19 protein-coding genes are annotated in these 16,849 nt (G+C 61.3%); 9 read left to right on the top strand and 10 right to left on the bottom strand.

Going from position 1 to position 16,849, the window contains the following annotated elements; all coding sequences use genetic code 11:
* The 3 genes from P0D96_RS35010 to P0D96_RS35000 form a co-directional block, all read right to left on the bottom strand.
* Positions 1-333: DUF1428 domain-containing protein (locus P0D96_RS35010; RefSeq protein WP_408318202.1), on the bottom strand; the 333-nt coding region annotated here is incomplete at its 3' end.
* A gap of 173 nt (positions 334-506) precedes the next feature.
* Positions 507-911 (bottom strand): VOC family protein, encoded by a 405-nt coding sequence (locus P0D96_RS35005; protein WP_408183432.1) that lies wholly within the window; start codon positions 909-911, stop codon positions 507-509.
* Positions 912-1,366: 455 nt separating this feature from the next.
* The gene (locus tag P0D96_RS35000) at positions 1,367-1,684 is read right to left on the bottom strand and encodes a type 2 periplasmic-binding domain-containing protein (protein WP_408183431.1); all 318 of its coding nucleotides are present in this window, start codon (positions 1,682-1,684) and stop codon (positions 1,367-1,369) included.
* 38 nt (positions 1,685-1,722) lie between these two features.
* Between P0D96_RS35000 and P0D96_RS34995 the strand changes: the two genes are divergently transcribed.
* The 3 genes from P0D96_RS34995 (at position 1,723) to P0D96_RS34985 (ending at position 3,672) form a co-directional block, all read left to right on the top strand.
* A complete protein-coding gene (locus tag P0D96_RS34995) occupies positions 1,723-2,046 on the top strand; it encodes an MFS transporter (RefSeq protein WP_408183429.1) in 324 nt (107 codons plus the stop codon).
* A gap of 131 nt (positions 2,047-2,177) precedes the next feature.
* Entirely contained in the window at positions 2,178-3,005 is an 828-nt protein-coding gene (locus P0D96_RS34990; protein WP_408318200.1) for an AMP-binding protein, read from the top strand.
* Entirely contained in the window at positions 2,923-3,672 is a 750-nt protein-coding gene (locus tag P0D96_RS34985; protein ID WP_408183427.1) for an AMP-binding protein, read from the top strand. Before P0D96_RS34990 ends, P0D96_RS34985 begins: the two co-directional genes overlap by 83 nt.
* A 45-nt stretch (positions 3,673-3,717) precedes the next feature.
* Here P0D96_RS34985 and P0D96_RS34980 read toward each other — a convergent pair whose 3' ends face one another.
* From P0D96_RS34980 to P0D96_RS34955, 6 genes are all read right to left on the bottom strand, one after another.
* Positions 3,718-4,500 carry an IclR family transcriptional regulator gene (locus P0D96_RS34980; protein ID WP_408183436.1) on the bottom strand — a complete coding sequence of 261 codons (783 nt, stop codon included), beginning with the start codon at positions 4,498-4,500 and terminating at the stop codon, positions 3,718-3,720.
* Positions 4,501-4,677: 177 nt separating this feature from the next.
* The gene (locus tag P0D96_RS34975) at positions 4,678-6,210 is read right to left on the bottom strand and encodes an AMP-binding protein (RefSeq protein WP_408318198.1); all 1,533 of its coding nucleotides are present in this window, start codon (positions 6,208-6,210) and stop codon (positions 4,678-4,680) included.
* A 27-nt stretch (positions 6,211-6,237) separates the two neighbouring features.
* On the bottom strand, positions 6,238-8,019 hold the full coding sequence (locus tag P0D96_RS34970; RefSeq protein WP_408318196.1) for an ABC transporter permease subunit: 1,782 nt from the start codon (positions 8,017-8,019) through the stop codon (positions 6,238-6,240).
* 25 nt (positions 8,020-8,044) lie between these two features.
* Positions 8,045-9,106: an ABC transporter ATP-binding protein gene (locus P0D96_RS34965; protein WP_408318194.1), complete on the bottom strand. Its 1,062-nt coding sequence runs from the start codon at positions 9,104-9,106 to the stop codon at positions 8,045-8,047.
* A 10-nt stretch (positions 9,107-9,116) separates the two neighbouring features.
* On the bottom strand, positions 9,117-10,178 hold the full coding sequence (locus P0D96_RS34960; protein ID WP_408183422.1) for an ABC transporter substrate-binding protein: 1,062 nt from the start codon (positions 10,176-10,178) through the stop codon (positions 9,117-9,119).
* Between the two features lie 52 nt (positions 10,179-10,230).
* Positions 10,231-10,992: an enoyl-CoA hydratase/isomerase family protein gene (locus tag P0D96_RS34955; RefSeq protein ID WP_408183420.1), complete on the bottom strand. Its 762-nt coding sequence runs from the start codon at positions 10,990-10,992 to the stop codon at positions 10,231-10,233.
* A 711-nt stretch (positions 10,993-11,703) separates the two neighbouring features.
* Here P0D96_RS34955 and P0D96_RS34950 point away from each other — a divergent pair.
* From P0D96_RS34950 to P0D96_RS34940, 3 genes are read left to right on the top strand one after another with little or no spacing between them, the layout of a single operon-like run.
* Positions 11,704-12,501 carry an alpha/beta hydrolase gene (locus tag P0D96_RS34950; protein WP_408318192.1) on the top strand — a complete coding sequence of 266 codons (798 nt, stop codon included), beginning with the start codon at positions 11,704-11,706 and terminating at the stop codon, positions 12,499-12,501.
* 3 nt (positions 12,502-12,504) lie between these two features.
* Positions 12,505-12,846 (top strand): hypothetical protein, encoded by a 342-nt coding sequence (locus tag P0D96_RS34945; protein WP_408318190.1) that lies wholly within the window; start codon positions 12,505-12,507, stop codon positions 12,844-12,846.
* Positions 12,843-13,040, top strand: a complete 198-nt coding sequence (locus tag P0D96_RS34940; RefSeq protein ID WP_408318188.1) for a hypothetical protein — start codon at positions 12,843-12,845, stop codon at positions 13,038-13,040. Before P0D96_RS34945 ends, P0D96_RS34940 begins: the two co-directional genes overlap by 4 nt.
* A gap of 128 nt (positions 13,041-13,168) precedes the next feature.
* On the opposite strand, the gene P0D96_RS34935 is transcribed toward P0D96_RS34940, so the two are convergent.
* Complete coding sequence (locus tag P0D96_RS34935) at positions 13,169-13,414, bottom strand: response regulator (protein WP_408318186.1); 246 nt, start codon at positions 13,412-13,414, stop codon at positions 13,169-13,171.
* 845 nt (positions 13,415-14,259) lie between these two features.
* Between P0D96_RS34935 and P0D96_RS34930 the strand changes: the two genes are divergently transcribed.
* From P0D96_RS34930 to P0D96_RS34920, 3 genes are all read left to right on the top strand, one after another.
* Positions 14,260-14,724 (top strand): hypothetical protein, encoded by a 465-nt coding sequence (locus tag P0D96_RS34930; RefSeq protein WP_408294902.1) that lies wholly within the window; start codon positions 14,260-14,262, stop codon positions 14,722-14,724.
* 112 nt (positions 14,725-14,836) lie between these two features.
* The gene (locus P0D96_RS34925) at positions 14,837-15,220 is read left to right on the top strand and encodes a VOC family protein (protein ID WP_408181271.1); all 384 of its coding nucleotides are present in this window, start codon (positions 14,837-14,839) and stop codon (positions 15,218-15,220) included.
* Positions 15,221-16,011: 791 nt separating this feature from the next.
* Positions 16,012-16,782, top strand: a complete 771-nt coding sequence (locus P0D96_RS34920; protein ID WP_408181277.1) for a protein-L-isoaspartate(D-aspartate) O-methyltransferase — start codon at positions 16,012-16,014, stop codon at positions 16,780-16,782.
* Positions 16,783-16,849 lie beyond the last annotated feature (67 nt).

Below are 16,849 nucleotides of genomic sequence, written 5' to 3'. Positions count from 1 at the left end.
GAAACCGCCATAGATTAGCCGCTGGCCGTCAAAAGGCATCGGATTTTTGTCTGGTTGCAGCCGCGGGTCGGCCATTACCGCTTTCATTCCTTCGTCTCGCGACTGATGCGACGGCCAGACAACCCAGGAGAACACCACCGTCTCATCATCCTTGCGCTTGATCGCCATTGGAAACGACGTCACCTTGCCCTCCGGCACGTCATCTCCCCAGCATTCGACCACCTTCAACGCGCCGTGCTCCTTGAAGACGGCCGCCGCTCTTTCGGCGAACTGTCTGTAAACTTCGCGGTTGGCTGTAGGCACGGGGACAACAAATCCATCGACGTAAGTCATTCGCAATCTCCTTTTTCCCATACGGACTATAGGTGCCGGTCTGCAGCGAATCGCAACACGACCGCCCATACGCACGACGAGCGGGGAGTCAAGAAATCGACAACAGTCGATTCCCTTGGACCGATAGCCTGCTTTGACCCTAAGCGGCGCTTTGAGGCACGGCGTCGGCCTGCTCACTTAAGCGGTTGCCCAATGCCGAGGAGGTTGCCCTCGCTATCTCGGAACCAAGCAGCTCTTTCGCCGACCCCACCCTTGGACGGGTAATTCCCTTGTATATCAGCGATCCCGTTTATCGTTTTGAGGCCGGGAAGATCGTATTCTTCGAACGCGACTCCACGCTGTCGCAGCTCACTAACGGTTGCCTGGATGTCATCGACCTCCCAAGCCATTTGTGTGTGAGTACCTGAGGCCGAGCCAGACGACTGAAAGAGTGTGAAGTAGCCCCTGCCGCATTTGTAGCGGAGGCCACCAGCCCGTTCTTCCAGCGGCTCAAGGCCGAGCTTGCTCGAGTAGAAAGATCTTGCGCGAGCGAGGTCTTGCGCTGGGATCCGAGTTGCGACGTCGCTGTCTTGAAGCATGGAACACCTCTGAGGTCAAGAAAGCCCAAAGACTTTGTTCGCTCCGTGCCGCGCAACGCTTCCGCTTTGCGGCCACGCAGTTTCTCGTCAGGAACCAGTTAGTCAGACGGGGACGCACTCATTGCCTTGATCTATCGTAGACCATGCGGTACACAAAACAGTTGACCCCCGAATCCGCTTGGCGTCGGGCCACCCGCCGTTTCTAGGCGACGCGATTTGGAAGTACACGTGCACCCGACCTTGTTCGATGAAATCGAACCTTCCTTTGAATCACGTTGAACGACATTCGGTACCACGTGGTCCACAATCACGAACAAGGTTCCGAACCGAGGCTCAAGTGCTCGAGGACGCGGCACGCCTTGTGGGCCCGGGAGTGAGTCAGCGACGGGGCGTCAGTCGCCGCGCCTCGAAGGCTTTCCGACCTCGGGTTCGATGTCGAAGAAGCTGCAAGGCGATCAGGGCTGCCCGTTGATCATGGGCTGCCTGATCGCGCTATCGTTGAGGCCCCACTTGCTGACCAGCTTCTGATAAGTCCCATCCGAGACGAGCGCAGCAAGCGCCTTCTTGAGCGCATCTCCAAACTGCGGATCCTGCTTGTCGAATCCGAGTCCCATCTGTTGAACCATGAACGGTGTGCCCACGATCGCGTAGCGATTGTTCTCGATCGAGTTCTGATAGACGATTGTTTCGGCACCCTGCACGGCTGCGTCCGCACGACCTTGGTTCAGTTGCAGCCGCGTATCGGGCGACCCGTCGGTACCTACGATGTCCACGGGGGGCCTGCCGGCCTTCGCTGGCGGCGCAAGGCGGCATGCTGAATGCGATCCTGGGCCAGGCGCTGATCGCGGTGTTCCTCACGCTTACGGCGTCGGTCGTCGCCGTGGTGCAGTGCGAACTGTTTCCGACGCAGGTCCGCTACACGGGCGCCGCGCTGGGCTACAACCTCGGTTACATGCTGTTCGGCGGCACCGCGCCGTTTGTGGCTCAGTATCTTGTCGTCCATACGCACGCGCCGCTAGCGCCCGCGTTCTATATGTCCGCGGTCGGACTGCTGGTACTCGTGCCAATCGTCCTGCTCCCGGAAACAGCGGGCACGAGAATGTCTCGCACGCATGCACATTTCTCTTCACGCTGAATCGGAAAATCTGAAATGTTTTACGCTAAACAGTCCAACGCGAAAAAAACAACGACGCTACGAGTGACGACCGGCAACGCTACGAAACGTGGTATCGAAACTATCGGTGGCATGTTCCTGAGCACTACAACGTGGCACGAGACGTATGCGACAAGCACGATCCGCACAAGCTGGCGATGATCCTCACCGGCGCATCTCTCGCGGATCGCTTCGTCTACTGGGGCGAGATACAGACCCTCGCCAATCGCTTTGCGAACGCGATCGCCGCGCAAGGCGTGCGACCGGGCGATCGCGTGGCCGTGCTGATGAGTGCATCCGTTGAAGCGGCCGCTGCGATCATCGGCGTTCTCAAGCTTGGAGCGATTGGCGTGCCGATGGCCACGTTATGGAGCGACGACTCGCTCACCTATCGCCTCTTGAACGCGCAGGTTGCGCTGCTGATCGTCGACGACGCGAATGCGACACGTGCACTAGACGGCACCCGTCTCACGCTGCGCTATGAAGCCACCGCGATCAACGCGTTCGCCAGCACATTCGATACGGCCGATACGAGCCCCGACGACCCTGCGCTCATCTATTTCACGTCCGGTTCAACGGGCAAGCCGAAAGGCGTTGTAGCGCCGCATCGCGGACTAATCGGTCATAACGAGTTCGAGGTTTGCCAGGACCTGCGTGAAGGCGAGCGTTCCTACTGGATGGGCGACTGGGCATGGGGCGTGTACAAGGTATTGGGCCCGTGGCGCTACGGCGCCGTCAACCTCGTGCACGTGTCGTCGAAACGCTACGATCCCGATGGATTACTCGCCGCGCTCAGCCGTCATGCAGTGACCAACGTGTTTCTCAACCCGAGCGGTCTGCGCCTGATGATGAAAAACCGTGCCCGATGCAGGCTCCCGGTTCCCCCAGGTGTTTCGGATCTGTTGCAGCGCGAACGAGCCCCTGGGCCAGGCCGAGGCTAACTGGTTTCGCCAGCAATTTGGCGTCGAAGTGCTGGAGAACTATGGCATGACCGAGGCCTATCCGATGATCGGCAACTTTGCCGGGCTGATGGTCAAGCCCGGCTCGATGGGCAGGCCGGTGCCTGGGTGGGACGTGCGACTGCTGGACGATTCAGAGAAAGAAGTGGGCGTCGGCGAGCAAGGCGAAATCTGTCTGCGCGCACGCAGTAATCCGCAGTTTCCTTTGGGCTACTGGAACCGCCCAGACGACACGCGTGCCATAACCGGTGGCGACTGGTTCCACACCAATGATCTGGCCACGTGTGACAGCGATGGCTTCTACTGGTACGTCGGGCGCAAGGACGACGTGATCAAGGCATCCGGCTATCGCATCAGCCCGTTCGAAGTTGAGGAGGTGTGTTGCCGGCATCCCGCTGTCGAAGCAGCCGGCGTAATCGGCGTCGTCGATGCGGAACGCGGGTCACGCGTAAAGGCGTACATCGTTCTTGCCGGCAGATTCAACGCCAACGCGGAGACGGCCGACAGTATTCGTCAATTTGTGCGCGCCGCGCATTCGCAATTTGGTTACCCGAAAGTGATCGAATTCCTCGATGAACTGCCGAGTTCGCAATCGGGCAAGGTTGACCGGAAAGCACTTCGTGAAAGGCGCCCTGTAACCGAATTCTGACGATCCCCGAAGTTCTGACTGCGCGGGGATCGCCGAAGCAAATATCTAGTCCACGCGCCGACGTACGGAAATAGCCGAAGCCGTCGAAACAACCAGATCCGCGAAGCGCTTCTCGTCGCGATCCGCCTGCCAGCGCGAACGCGTGATCGCGATGTTGACCGCGCCGATGCCACGACCGTGCGCGTTGGTAATCGCCGCGGCAGTGGATATGTCGGCTACGAAATACTCGTCCTCGGTATGTGCATAGCCCTGCTTGCGGATGTGCACGAGGCGCTCCTTGATCTTGCGCGGCTGATGCACGGTGGACGCGGTGTACTGGACGAGATTGGTACGCGACAGGATATCGTCGACCTCACCATCGGATAACGTGGCCAGGATCGCGAGGCCGGGCGCCGTGCAATAAGCCGGCAGACGCGAGCCTGTGATGACATGCGCGTTGAAGACATTGCGGCTGACAATGCGCAGTACGAATACGATGTCGATGTCGTCGAGCACCGTCAGGTTGGTGGCCTCTTCCGTTTCGGACCCGAGTTGCTGAAGATAAGGCGTGGCCCGGCTCACTAGTTCGTTGGAGGTCAGATAGTGGTAAGTGAAATCGAGCAGCTTGGGCGACAATTCGTACTTGCGACTGTCCGGATCTTTGAACAGATAGCCGAGCGCCGCCAGGGTGAACGTGAAGCGTTGCGTCGCGCTCATGTCGAAGCCGGTCAGCACCGAGATTTCTGAAAGCGATAACTGCCGCTTGCTGCCGTCGAATGCAATCAGTACCCGCATGGCCTTTTCCACCGACTGCACGTACAGCGAGGATTGCGTTGGATCGCTCGCCATTTCCTCGCCGGGAGCGGCGGGCGGTGTGGTGCGTTTGCGGCGGTTTGTCGGCTGGGCGGGTTTCACGTTCTCATTCCCGGAATTGCTTTGTGGCGAATAGATATTATTGCATACCACATCGATTTTCCTGGAATGTGATAAACGTCAGTGCAATCCGCTCTCGCCCACGTGGCGAGGTCAACGCGCCAGTCGATCCCACGCATCGCACACATCGCGCGACAACAGATGCTTGCGGATCCGCTCGCTGGCCGTCAATTCGAACTGCTCGACCGCCCGGTAATAGCGCGGCAGCTGAAAGCTTGCGAGGCGCTCGCCGGCCCACGCATGCAAGGCCTCCCATTCCACCGCCGCGCCCTTGAACTGCACGTTCAGAAGAATGTCCTGTTCACCGATCGTCGACGCGACGCCGATTGCCGCGCTCGCCTTGATCGCCGGATGCCCTGCAAAAACACGTTCGATCTCCCATGCCGACACGTTCTCGCCGCGTACGCGCATGCTGTCCGTTCCCCGTCCGATGAAAAACAGATCGCCGTCCGCGTCACGTCGCGCGTGGTCGCCGGTGTGCAACTTGCCGCCGCGCAACGCGGCGCGGGTCGCCTCTTCGTTCTTCAGATACGCCGGCAGCAGCGCGCCATCCACTTTGCTGGTCAACACGATTTCGCCGGGCTCGCCGTCCGCGACCGGGCGCCCGTGCTCATCCAGCAATTCGAGGTCGAACCATGGCAGGACCTTGCCGATCGAGCCGGGTTTGCCGGTTGCATTGAGCGTCGCGAAGCTCGAGCATTCGGTCATGCCGTAGCATTCGCGCAGCCGTACGCCCAGCCGCGCCTCGGTGGCGTGCCACGCGGCGGCCCCTACACCCGCACCCCATCCAACGCGCAGCGCATGGTCACGTGGCTGCTCGTCGGGCGGCAACTGCATCAGGATGTCGAGCACACCGCCCAGATAATGCAACTGCGTCGCGCCCGCTTGCGTCACCTGCGACCAGAACTGCGAGGCCGAAAAGCGCGGCACCACGTGGAGACTGACCGGCACGAGGAACGGCAGCAGCAACATCTGAGCGCCGCCGATATGGCACAGCGGCTCCCACATGAAAAGACAGTCGCCTTGCCGCACGTCGGCCACCCGCAAGGCGGCTTCGCTGGCAATGCGCATCATCCGGTGCGTGAACAGCACGCCTTTGGGCGCGCCCGTCGTGCCGGACGTGTAGATGATGCAAAGCGGCTTATGTACGCCGATGACCGGCGTGCGCAGCGTGGGCGCCGCCGCGGCGGCATCGAAGGCCGGCAAACGCGTGAGCCGCGTGTTGCCGCAATCGATCTGCGCCGTCACCGCATCGAACTCTTCGTCGATGACGAGCAGCTTCGGCTCGGCATGCTGAAGCAAATATTCGAGACCCGCCGCACGCAGCCGCGTATTGACCGGCACCCACACAATGCCGCTCAGCATCAGCGCATAGATCAAATAAATATGCTCCGGGCTATTGCCGAGCATCACCGCGACGCGGTCGCCCTGTGCGAGCTCGCAGCGCTCGAACCACGCCTGTAGTTGGGCGATATGCGCGGCCGCTTCCGCACAGCGAACTGCGCGGTCTTCGTAATGCAGGAAAATATGCGCCGGATCGGCGCTGAGGCCGGCCGCCAACAGCGGCACGCAGTCGAGTTCGTCTTGCGGATGACGGTGCTCAAAGTAGTCTGGATAGCAATGCATGTCTTATCGTTTATCGAGCTTGCAGGGTCAACGCGCGCGGCGCTTGAGCCAGGCGGACACCGAAATCACCAGCGCGATCAGCACGACGAGCGTCGTCGAAACCGCAGCCAATGTCGGCGTGATCGCCAGTTGAATGTCGTCCCACATCTGCTTGGGCAGCGTGGTATTGATGCCGCCGCTCACGAAGATGGCGATCGTCAGATCGTCGAACGAGACGAGGAAAGCGAACAGGAACGCGGCGCTCACGCTCGCCATCAGCAGTGGCAACACCACCGTGCGAATGCGCTGCGATGACGACGCGCCCATCACGCGGGCGGCGTCGTCGAGGCGCCAGTCGAAGCGCTGAAAGCCGGCCGCGAGGGTCACGACGACGTACGGAATGGCCAGTACCGTGTGGCCGATGATCAGACCGGTGTTCGTACCGGTCAGCCCGAAGCGGCTCAGCAGATACAGCAGACCAACCGCGACGACGATGCGCGGCACGATCAGCGGCGCGACCATCAGCGCGAACAGTGGCTTGACGGCGCGCTGCGACATGCGCGTCATCGCCAGCGTCGCGCCGAAACCCAGCGCGACCGACAGTACCGCCGTGCCGAACCCCACCTCGAACGAGCGGATCACCGCGCTCTGCCAGACCGATGAACTGAGGAAGGTGCCGAACCAGCGCAGACTGAAGAGCTTCGGCGGAAAGGCGATGAAGTCGCCGCTCGTGAATGCATAGGGAATCACGGACAGCACCGGCACGACCAGCACGATCAGGATCGCTACCGTGAAGAGGCCAAGCGGGCTGAATACACGCACGCCGCCGGTGCGCTGGGCCGTGCCGCGCCGCCTGACCAGCGGCGCGCAGATCCGCCCGGCCCAGATCAGCAGCGCGAGCTTGAATCCCTGCGCACGCGACGCACGGACACGCTCACGCACTTCCCCCGTCAGCGACGTCAGGCCAACCACGCGGTCGTACAGGAAGAAAATCGCAATCGAACAGATCAACAGCACGGTAGAGAGCGCGCCGGCGAAATGCATGTCGAACAGTTCGAGCACCGCTGAAATCACCAGTTGCGCGATCATCGTCTCGCGCGGCGAGCCGAGCAGCGAAGGCACGATGAAAAAGCCGAGACTGGAGACGAACACGAGCAGGCCCGCGGCCGCCACACCCGGCGACGAGAGCGGCAGAAACATCGTGAAAAAGCTCGTGCTGCGATCGGCGCCGAGCGTCTCGGCCGCTTGCGAAAAACGCTCGTCGATGCCGCGCATCACCGGCAGCATCGTCATGACGGCGAGCGGCAGCATCGAATGCACCATGCCGATCAGCACGCCCGTCAGCGACGGAATCGTTCCGGTCGTCTCATGTACGAGGCCCAGCGCGAGCGCGATCGTGGAAAGAACGCCCGTCTTCGACAGCAGCAACATCCACGCGTACGTCTTGACCAGATAGCTGGTCCAGAACGGCAGCATGATCCAGAGCAGCCAGCGCTCGCGCACACGCTCCGACACGCGGCTCAGCAGATAGGCGACCGGATAGCCGAGCACCACCGAGAACGCCGCCGTGAGCAGCGAGATCGCGAAGGTTATCCATAGCACCTTCGCATAGACGGGCGTGTGCGCGATGCGGGCAAACTGGGTGAGGCCGAACGTGCCGTCGCTGTTGACGAGTCCGCCTTGCAGGATTTCCCCCACCGGCACGATGAAAAAAACCAGCAGGAATAGCAGCGTGGGGACCGCCGGCGCGATGCGCAACGAAGCTGCGAGCCACGTGCTGTGTCGCCGGGGCGTATCGGTCGGGCTGAGCACGCGTGTAGCGAGGGTCATGAGAATTCCTTTGCGGCGCGAACCGTCATGCATGCAGCAGCGTGGTGCGGCAGGGATCCCAGATCAGGCCCACCGTATCGCCGACTCGCGGGCTCAGCGTGCGCGCGCAGCGCGCCATGAGTTCGCTGCCGTCGGGCAATGACAGCTGCACGTGCGTGTCGCTGCCGAAGAACACCACGTCGTCGATGCAGGCATCGACGAAACCGTGCTTCGGCTCGACAAATTGCAGCGCCTCGGGCCGCAGCAGCAGCGTATGACGGGCGGCCGCCCCGATCGTCGAGGTACGCGGCAGCGGAATGCGGCCGCCGGCCGCGAGCAGGATCGGCTCGCCGCTCGCATCGGGTGCGTCCGCCAGTGCGCCTTCGAGCAGATTCGAGTGGCCGATGAAGCCCGCCGCGAAGCGCGTCGCCGGTCGGTCGTATAAATCTGCGGGCGTGCCGATCTGTTCGATGCGCGCGTCGTTCATCAGGCAGATGCGGTCCGACAGCGTGAGCGCTTCGTCCTGATCGTGCGTCACATAGACGAAAGTCGCGCCGAGTTCCTTGTGAAGGCGCCGTATTTCCGCCTGCATGTGCTCACGCAATTTTTTGTCGAGTGCGCCGAGCGGCTCGTCGAGCAGAATCACCGACGGCCGATAGGCGAAGCAGCGCGCGAGTGCAATGCGCTGCTGCTGTCCGCCAGACAATTCCTTCGGAAAACGCGTCCCGTATTCGCTCATGCGTACCATCGCGAGCGCGCCGTCCACGGCCTCGCGCACCTCGTCGCGCGACTTGCGTCGCATCCGTAAGCCGTACGCGACGTTATCCCACACGCTCATATGCGGAAACAGCGCATAACTCTGGAACACCATGCCGATGCCGCGCTTGCCGGGTTCGACGTGCGTCACATCCCGCCCGTCTATCTCGATGCGTCCGGCGCTGGGTGCGACGAGGCCTGAGATCATCTGCAGCAACGTGGTCTTGCCCGAGCCCGAAGGACCCAGCAGCGTCAGGAACTCGCCGGCTTGCACCGTCAAACTGGTTGGCTCCAGTGCGACGGTGTTGCCATAGCGCTTGGAAAGGCCGATTGCTTCCAGCTTTGCGCTCATCGTGGCACCTTTACGAAATGATCCATGAATTGAAGCGTTCCGTGACCTTCTGGCGGTTGTCCTGCCACCACTGCGGGCTCGGCAGCTTCATATTGCGGATGTTGTCCGGCGCGGTCGGCAGCAAAGGCGCGCGCTGCGGCGGAATCGCGTCGAACGATTTGCGGTTGGTTGGACCGTAAGCGAGCGTCTGGGTGAGCAAGGCCTGGCGCTTCGCATCGGCGCAGAAGCGCACGAACTGTTTGGCCATGTCGGCGTGCGGCGTGCCCTTCGGAATGCCCCAGCCTTCGATCGAATACAAGCCCTGATTCCAGACGATCTTGACCGGCGCACCGGCGTCGATCGCCGATTGCGCGCGTCCATTCCACAGCGAGATCATGTCGACGTCGCCGCTCTGGATCGCCTGCATCGATTGCGCGCCCGACGTCCACCAGATGGCGATATGCGGCTTGATCTTGTCGAGACTCCTGAAAGCGCGGTCCACGTCGAGCGGATAGAGCTTGTCGAGCGTCACGCCGTCGGCCAGCAATGCCTGCTCGAGCGTGTCGAGCGGGCTGCGGCGCAGACAGCGGCGTCCCGGAAAGCGCTTGACGTCCCAGAAGTCCGCCCACGATTTCGGACCGTTGTTCTGGAACTTGTCGGTGCGGTACGCGAGCACCGTCGAATACACGTCGACACCGAGCCAGTCACTGGTCACCGCTTCAGGCATCACGTCCGGGAAGTCCGAGGGCTTCAGGCCGATCGGCTCCAGCAGGCCCTTCGATTCGAGGTACGGAATGTCGGCGGAGAGCGTGAGGGTCGTCACGTCCCACACATAATTCCGGGTCTTCACCATCGCCTCGAATTGCGCGACCGGCTGCGATTCGCGCGCCACGCTCACCACCTTGATGCCGGTCGCCTTCTCGAACGGATCGTAGAAAGCCTGACGGTAGGCCGCCGTGTATGGACCACCAGGATCCGATACGACGATCTGCTTGTCGTCGGCGCGTACCAGTACCGGCATTGCGCCCGCGAGCGCGAGTGCCCCCGCACCCTGCAACATGCGGCGCCGCTTTTCGTTGAAGTCTTGCGTCATTGCTGTGGTCTCCTGCTCGATGAGTGGCGGGATGAATCGGACTGCGCTCAGCTCACTTCGCGCGCTTGCGGAAAAATTCTTCCATCATGCGGGCGGGCTCGCCCGAGTCGTAGGCTTCGCGCTGGATGCGGATGCCCGCTTCGATACAGTCCTGAAAGCCTGCTTCAGTCATTTCACGGAAACGCTGTTTGTCCAGACGCATCGCGACCGGCGGCTTGTTGGCGAGTTCAGTGGCGATTTCGAGCGCTTTTTCGAAGACCTTTTCTTCCGCCACGACGTGGTGGATCAGACCGATGTTCTTGCATTCCTCGGCGTCCATCAGGCGGCCTGTGAGCGTCAGTTCGATGGTGCGCGACATGCCGAGCATTGAGTTCATGATCCACGGGCCGGTCGTGCTCGCGATCCCCGCGTTGATTTCCGGCTGGCCCATGCGTACGCCCGGGTGACCGATCCGGATATCGCCAAGCAGTGCCACCTGAAACGCCGAGCCCGCCGCGGTGCCATTCAGTGCCATGACCAGGGGCTTCTTCAGGCCGCGCAGGACAGCGTAATAACGCTGCCATTCCTTGACCCAGGCGACCGCGCGCTCGCCATCGAAATCGTGCGCCTCCGACAGATCCTGCCCGGCCGAAAAGGCGCGATTGCCGGCGCCCGTCATGATGATCGCCGCCACTTCGTCGTCGGCGTCGAAGCGATCCAGTGCCTCGATGATCGCGTTACGCATGGGGGTCGTCCACGCGTTCAGCTTTTCGGGACGGTTGAGCGTGATGACCGCAACGCGGCCGTGATTGGACAACAGGATATCGTTAGTCATTTAATATCGCATAGAAATAGTTGATGGTGTAATTCAATATACTCGCACCATAAATGAGGTGCAAGGTGGTGTTTTCGCTAAGCAGGCGCTGGCGACGATCCGCGTTTGAGATCCGCGTTTGCACGCAGGTAGGGGTTTTGTGGCGCCGATGGACGCCGCATGAGGCATTGCCGAAAAATCTGCCGCGCGAGGTTCAAACCTATTTGCCCGAGTCGGGCGAGGAATTCGGGCGCATGATGGGCGCAGGCACCGGAGTAATTTTTATTGCCGGTGGTAGATGCCTGCGGATCCAAGAAATAACTTTGAAGTATCCAGCTCGCAATAGCTACGTAGCTTCCCGGCGGCAAAGACCCGATCGAACTGAACCGCGCACGATGGTCCGTTGAACCGTGAAGAGCGGCCCTTCGAACGTCCGCGTGAGCGAGCGGGCCAACGGCTGTTCATGGCCGGGTCCGGTCCAATATTGAAACGACAAGGCCGCTCGCCGTCGATGCTTTCGGCGGTGTGATTCACTGAAGTATGCAGCACAGGACTGGTCCACGGTTCACTGTGCAAGCGGGGGCGTCGTTGCCAGCTGCCCGTTGCCTTGGAGCCGTCCCTCCCGGCGCCGTCAGCGCGTGGCTCGCGACGACACGCATGGACATAAGCGGTGGTCAATGCGCGCTAAACTGGGTTCGTTACTGAAACGATCGGTGGATCGGGCTCAAGGCGATGAAATTCACCGGGTTGATGCTGCGTCTCACCGTTGCGTGCCTGATTGTGTTCGCTGGAGTCGCCATCTTGCAGGATCGTTTTATCTACTTCCCTGAGAAGGCTGCAACCGGGGACGTCGTTTCCAGCGTACTTCGCGCCTGGCCGACACCTGAGGCGTTCCGGGGCCTCGTGGCCGAGCCCGTCGGATCCGTGCGCGCCACCGTCATCGTCTTTCATGGCAATGCCGGGCACGCCGGACACCGCTCGTTCTACGCCGCAGCGCTCACGCGGCTCGGGCTGCGCGTGATCCTCGCCGAATATCCAGGCTACGGGCCGCGCGACGGCACGCCGGGCGAAGAGAGTCTGGTCGGTGATGCCCAACAGACCATCGCGCTGGCGCATCGGCTCTATGGCGCGCCGCTGCTGCTCATCGGCGAATCGCTCGGGGCCGGCGTGGCGGCCGCCGCCGGCTCGCGTGAACGCGACAAGACCGCTGGCTTGCTGCTCATCACGCCATGGGATCGGCTTGAGCACGTCGCCGCTTATCACTATCCGTGGCTGCCCGTGAAATGGCTGCTGCGCGACCGATACGACAGCGTGACCCATATGGCGTCGTTCGGGCGCCCTGTTCTCGTCGTGGTTGCGGAGCGCGACAGCATCGTCCCCCCGCGCTTCGGCGAAGCGCTCTACAACTCGCTGGCCGAACCGAGACAACTGATAGTGGTGAAGGCGGCTGAACATAACGACTGGATCGGCCGCGTCGACGAAACCTGGTGGCGGGAGGTGATCGGCTTCCTGCTCACGCCTTCGCATTGAAATATGAAATCACGCTCCGTCCCGTCCGGCAGGGAACGCTTCTATGTCCTCGATGCGAAGAACAGACCTGTCGAGGTGTTCGATCGCGGCGAGTGGTCGCGCTGGATGACAGAGAACGAACTGATCTTCCGTCGCACGCTGCTGGACGAATCCGGTGTGACGGTCACCACCCGCTTCCGCGGTGTGTCCGAACCGAAAACCGGGGAGGGTTCGCTGTTCGTGACGCGCGTCGCCGGAATGGAAGCGCGAGACAACAGGAGCTACGGAGCACGTACGCTCGATGAGGCGCTGGAGCAGCATGAGTTCATCGTGCAGAAGATCGTCCGCATGCTGACCAGGCGGTGATCGCCACAGCACAACGATTCTCCTCCACCATAGCCATCCCCCGCGCGGACGACATTGCCTGCGCGGGCGTCCGCCCGAAGGTCGCCACGCCCAAAGTGACTATCTATCTGACTGACGGCCTGCAGCCTTTCGACCGTGAAATCGGATATGACAATGGCGCGCCACTCTCGTCCGCACGGCTGCAGCCCGAATAACCATCCAGGCGCAGGACAGGCGATTGAAGAAGATCGGCGGCGACCGGGTGCAATTGACCGTAGTCGGACCCTTTTCGGACGGCCGCCATCTGGGCATGTATGGTTGGATTAAGCCTTGAACCGGACATTCAGCCCCAACTGGGCGAAGAGCTTTTTGGGAGTACGGGTAGCTCTAGCGCTTTTTCCACAGCCCCAATCAATGCGACGCCGTCCAACGGCTTTTTCAGGTAGCCTGGAGCACCTATAGCGAAAGCCTTATTGCGAACGGCCGGATCGTCGTGCCCGGTCATGAAGATGATGGGCACGCCAGTCGGGGCCAGACGGCGCAGCAGCTCCAACCCGTCGACCCCTGGCATCTGGAAGTCCACGATCACGCAGGCGGGGTGGCACGAAGCTCCCGACGACAGCGTGCTCAGAAATGTCTCGCCCTTGGAAAAGTCTCCGCCTCTACCCCGAAAGAGTGCAGCACACGCTTGAGGGCACGGCGAACTGATTCGTCATCGTCGACCACCGCTACGATTCGATTGAAGTTGACCATTTAACGTCGCGATAGCCGATTGTATGTTATCGACGGCGAGTTGGGATCGGGCTATTCCGTGATGGGCCCGCTTGAAGCGCAGGTACTCTTGCCGGACATCTTGCAGAAGATGGCAGATACCTTGCGCTGCCAACTCGCGAAAAATCTGCAGTAACTAGCGGTCTCCCCGCGGCCAATGCTAACGTAGCGGCCTTTCGGGTTAGGGCAGCGACGGTCGCTTCATGACCGACTACTGCCAGATACCCACTAACGTCACCAGGTGGTCGAGCGCTATTGTGCAAGGCCCCGAGAGGGGATAAGGGGATAAGACCGCGAGACATTGCCAGTGGCCGCGAAGCTCTTTCTCCGTATCGATGTGCCGCTGGTCATCGCCGGCATAAAGACAGACGCTCGTTGTCTTGCTGCCCTCACGCAGAGTGAAAAGCTGCCATCCGGACTAACTACCGTTCCGATGCAATATCCGCGGCACCATTCCACGTTGGCGCTCACCACTGCATGGTTTCCTGACGCATCCCACTTCAGTTCATATTGCCGCCGTGTCGAGGCCCCGGAACATCGCAGCGGTCTGGACCACCGGCACGTGAAGTTGTATCGTTTAAAGAGGGGAGCGGAAACGTCTGCTGAAATTCCGCGCTGGAACGGCACGAGTTGTTTTCATCACATTGCGAGGCCAAGGGATTGATGGCACGCACACTGACAGTCGGACGGCGGATTCTTTGGCTGCTCGTGCTCTGCATTGCCGCGACATGTCTGGCAACTGGTGCAGCGCTGCTGTTCGAGTTGTCGGTCGTCAGCCGCGCGGTGAGCGAATTCAGTCAGGACGAGACACGGGAACGGGCGCGCATCGCCCATGGTGGGCAGGTTACGCTCGATGAGCGCCTTAATCCGGCCTACCTGAAACGCTACGATCTGGACCCAGGCCAATACACGGACAGTCAGGGCCATTTTTCACCAACGGGCGCCGACTGGCAGCGATGGAGGCTTCGAACCAAAGCGGCCGCGACGGTAATGTGGCTTGGCCACGATCCGCCAGGCACATGGTGGACGCTACTGCAGATCAAATGTGTCGATCGGTTTCCCGAAGCCCACGCCGATAGCGAGCCGATCGTCGACGTCGCCGATGCATGCCTCGGTCAGCCGCACTGATTGGCGCAACGTTCAGCGGTTGCGCGAGGGACGGCGTGCGGGTTGGGCGATGATGCCGGCCGGCACCGTGAACAGGCACTGTCACGCGAGCGGCGAAAGGAGAGCAGCGAACATGAGCATCACGCTTAATCACACTATCGTGTACGCGCGGAACAGGGATGCATCGGCGGCATTTCTCGCAGAAATACTCGGACTTCCCGAGCCGAAGCCATTCGGCCCGTTCCTTGCCGTGCAACTGGATAACGGCGTCACGCTGGACTTCTACAGCGATGATCATCAAACGCGGCCGGAACACTATGCGTTTCTGGTGAGCGAGACCGAGTTCGATTGCATTCTTGCGCGAATACAGAGCCGCGGATTGCCCTACTGGGCGGATCCCTCTCACCGCCGGCAGGGCGAGATCAATACGAACGATGGCGGTCGAGGCACGTATTTCGAAGATCCGAGCGGCCACAATCTCGAGATCATCACGCAGCCGTACGGCAGCGGCGCATAAGGAATGCAGTCGGCGTCCAATCCGGACCGGGCAAGCGTGTTCGGCAGGATTGGCCTACGGAGAAGCCGAGGGATTTCTCGGCTTCGCGCGCTGGTCGCTGATCGCACGTTGATCGAGCCCTGGTGTTCTCACGACAGTCAGCACGCGAGACCCACTCCGGCCGGTCGCGCGAGACCACCAATCGGCCGCTATTGGACCGACACACGACGTTTGCGACAAACGCATTGGTTCTCCGCTGTTCGGTCCTTATAGCGGCCATTGGCCACATTGCCGGAGAAGCGACGCTGGCATGGTAGAGCGGGACTCGTGCTAGGACTGGGCAGGCGTGCTCAACACGCATTTCTGGTTCGACCTCGCTCGCGATGTCGGATCGCGCGCACGTCCTTCCCAATACCAACACGTTCGGGCCGCGGCAGGCGACGCATCTCCCATTCGTCGGGCCAAACACGATACGCCTGGCAGTGGCAACGGTAGCTCTCGTCAAATCAACAACTTACGCTTGGCATGGACATGGAACAAGCTGCACCCATGCTGCCCCGCAAAAGATGCAAGGCTCAAAGCGGAAGACCCAGATACTTTCCGCCGGATCCCGATCTGGTGTCGAGCTCAGTACTGCCGGCTGGGCAACGCGGGATGAGTTACACAGGACGTGCGGCTGCGCCATGGTACTTCAATCACTCAGCGCGGAGGATGCGGACGTTTGCTAGTTCGGAAATGGCGAGAGGCCGGCCTGATGCATGACAGGCCGCCGGACGTGTTTGACGCGAAGCCAGCCCGCGCATGAGCGTAGAATTACAGTAGGTCAGGCAACAGGGACCATTGTGAAACCGATGACGCGCTGGCTGCGCATCCTGATTCCAGCAATTGCATTGGTGTGGCTGTATTCCGGTGTTCACGCCGCCGACGATTTTGCGCTACGCCGGGCGAGAATGGTCAAGGAGATCGCAGCACTGACTGCTGACACCCGCACCGAAACCGGCAGGCATGCCATCGATGCGCGCGTCATGGCGGCCATGGAACAGGTGCCTCGCCACAAATTTGTTCCGCCCGAGCAGGAGCACAACGCATACGAGAACAGGCCGCTTCCCATCGGCTATGGCCAGACAATCTCGCAGCCTTACATTGTTGCCCTGATGACCGACCTGATGGTGATTAAGCCTACCGATATCGTGCTCGAGGTCGGCACCGGCTCCGGCTACCAGGCGGCGATCCTGGCAGGTCTGGCACGAGCGGTATATTCGATCGAGATCGTCGAACCCTTGGGCATGCAGGCGCAGGAGCGCCTGCAACGGCTCGCCTACAAGCAAGTGGAAACCAAGGTGGGCGACGGCTATTACGGGTGGGAAGCCCACGCGCCCTACGACGCCATCATCGTCACCGCCGCTGCCAGCCATGTCCCTCCCCCCCTCGTGCGGCAATTGAAGCCGGGCGGCAGAATGGTTATTCCGGTGGGCGCGCAGTTTCTGACCCAGTACCTGCTGCTGATCGAAAAATCGGACGACGGAACGATTTCCACCAAACAGATCTTGCCCGTCAGATTCGTGCCATTGGCCGGGCACTGATTCAGGGATGAGGTGTGAGAGAGCAAATGGACATGGCGATCCCGTGCACCTGCCTTGTCTCTGGTCG

This window comes from Paraburkholderia sp. RL17-347-BIC-D, from assembly GCF_046027915.1.
Taxonomy (GTDB): Bacteria; Pseudomonadota; Gammaproteobacteria; order Burkholderiales; family Burkholderiaceae; genus Paraburkholderia.
Note: the sequence above shows the minus strand (reverse complement) of the source record. Positions and strands in the feature narration are given on the sequence as shown.

Bases quoted from the DNA above. Each gene is read 5' to 3' on its own strand.
- P0D96_RS34925 (WP_408181271.1), top strand. From the start codon at position 14,837: ATGAGCATCACGCTTAATCACACTATCGTGTACGCGCGGAACAGGGAT.
- P0D96_RS34945 (WP_408318190.1), top strand. From the start codon at position 12,505: ATGAAATCACGCTCCGTCCCGTCCGGCAGGGAACGCTTCTATGTCCTC.
- P0D96_RS34995 (WP_408183429.1), top strand. From the start codon at position 1,723: ATGCTGAATGCGATCCTGGGCCAGGCGCTGATCGCGGTGTTCCTCACG.
- P0D96_RS34930 (WP_408294902.1), top strand. From the start codon at position 14,260: ATGGCACGCACACTGACAGTCGGACGGCGGATTCTTTGGCTGCTCGTG.
- P0D96_RS34975 (WP_408318198.1), bottom strand. From the start codon at position 6,210: ATGCATTGCTATCCAGACTACTTTGAGCACCGTCATCCGCAAGACGAA.
- P0D96_RS34960 (WP_408183422.1), bottom strand. From the start codon at position 10,178: ATGACGCAAGACTTCAACGAAAAGCGGCGCCGCATGTTGCAGGGTGCG.
- P0D96_RS34980 (WP_408183436.1), bottom strand. From the start codon at position 4,500: ATGGCGAGCGATCCAACGCAATCCTCGCTGTACGTGCAGTCGGTGGAA.
- P0D96_RS35005 (WP_408183432.1), bottom strand. From the start codon at position 911: ATGCTTCAAGACAGCGACGTCGCAACTCGGATCCCAGCGCAAGACCTC.
- P0D96_RS34955 (WP_408183420.1), bottom strand. From the start codon at position 10,992: ATGACTAACGATATCCTGTTGTCCAATCACGGCCGCGTTGCGGTCATC.
- P0D96_RS34965 (WP_408318194.1), bottom strand. From the start codon at position 9,106: ATGAGCGCAAAGCTGGAAGCAATCGGCCTTTCCAAGCGCTATGGCAAC.
- P0D96_RS34950 (WP_408318192.1), top strand. From the start codon at position 11,704: ATGAAATTCACCGGGTTGATGCTGCGTCTCACCGTTGCGTGCCTGATT.
- P0D96_RS34970 (WP_408318196.1), bottom strand. From the start codon at position 8,019: ATGACCCTCGCTACACGCGTGCTCAGCCCGACCGATACGCCCCGGCGA.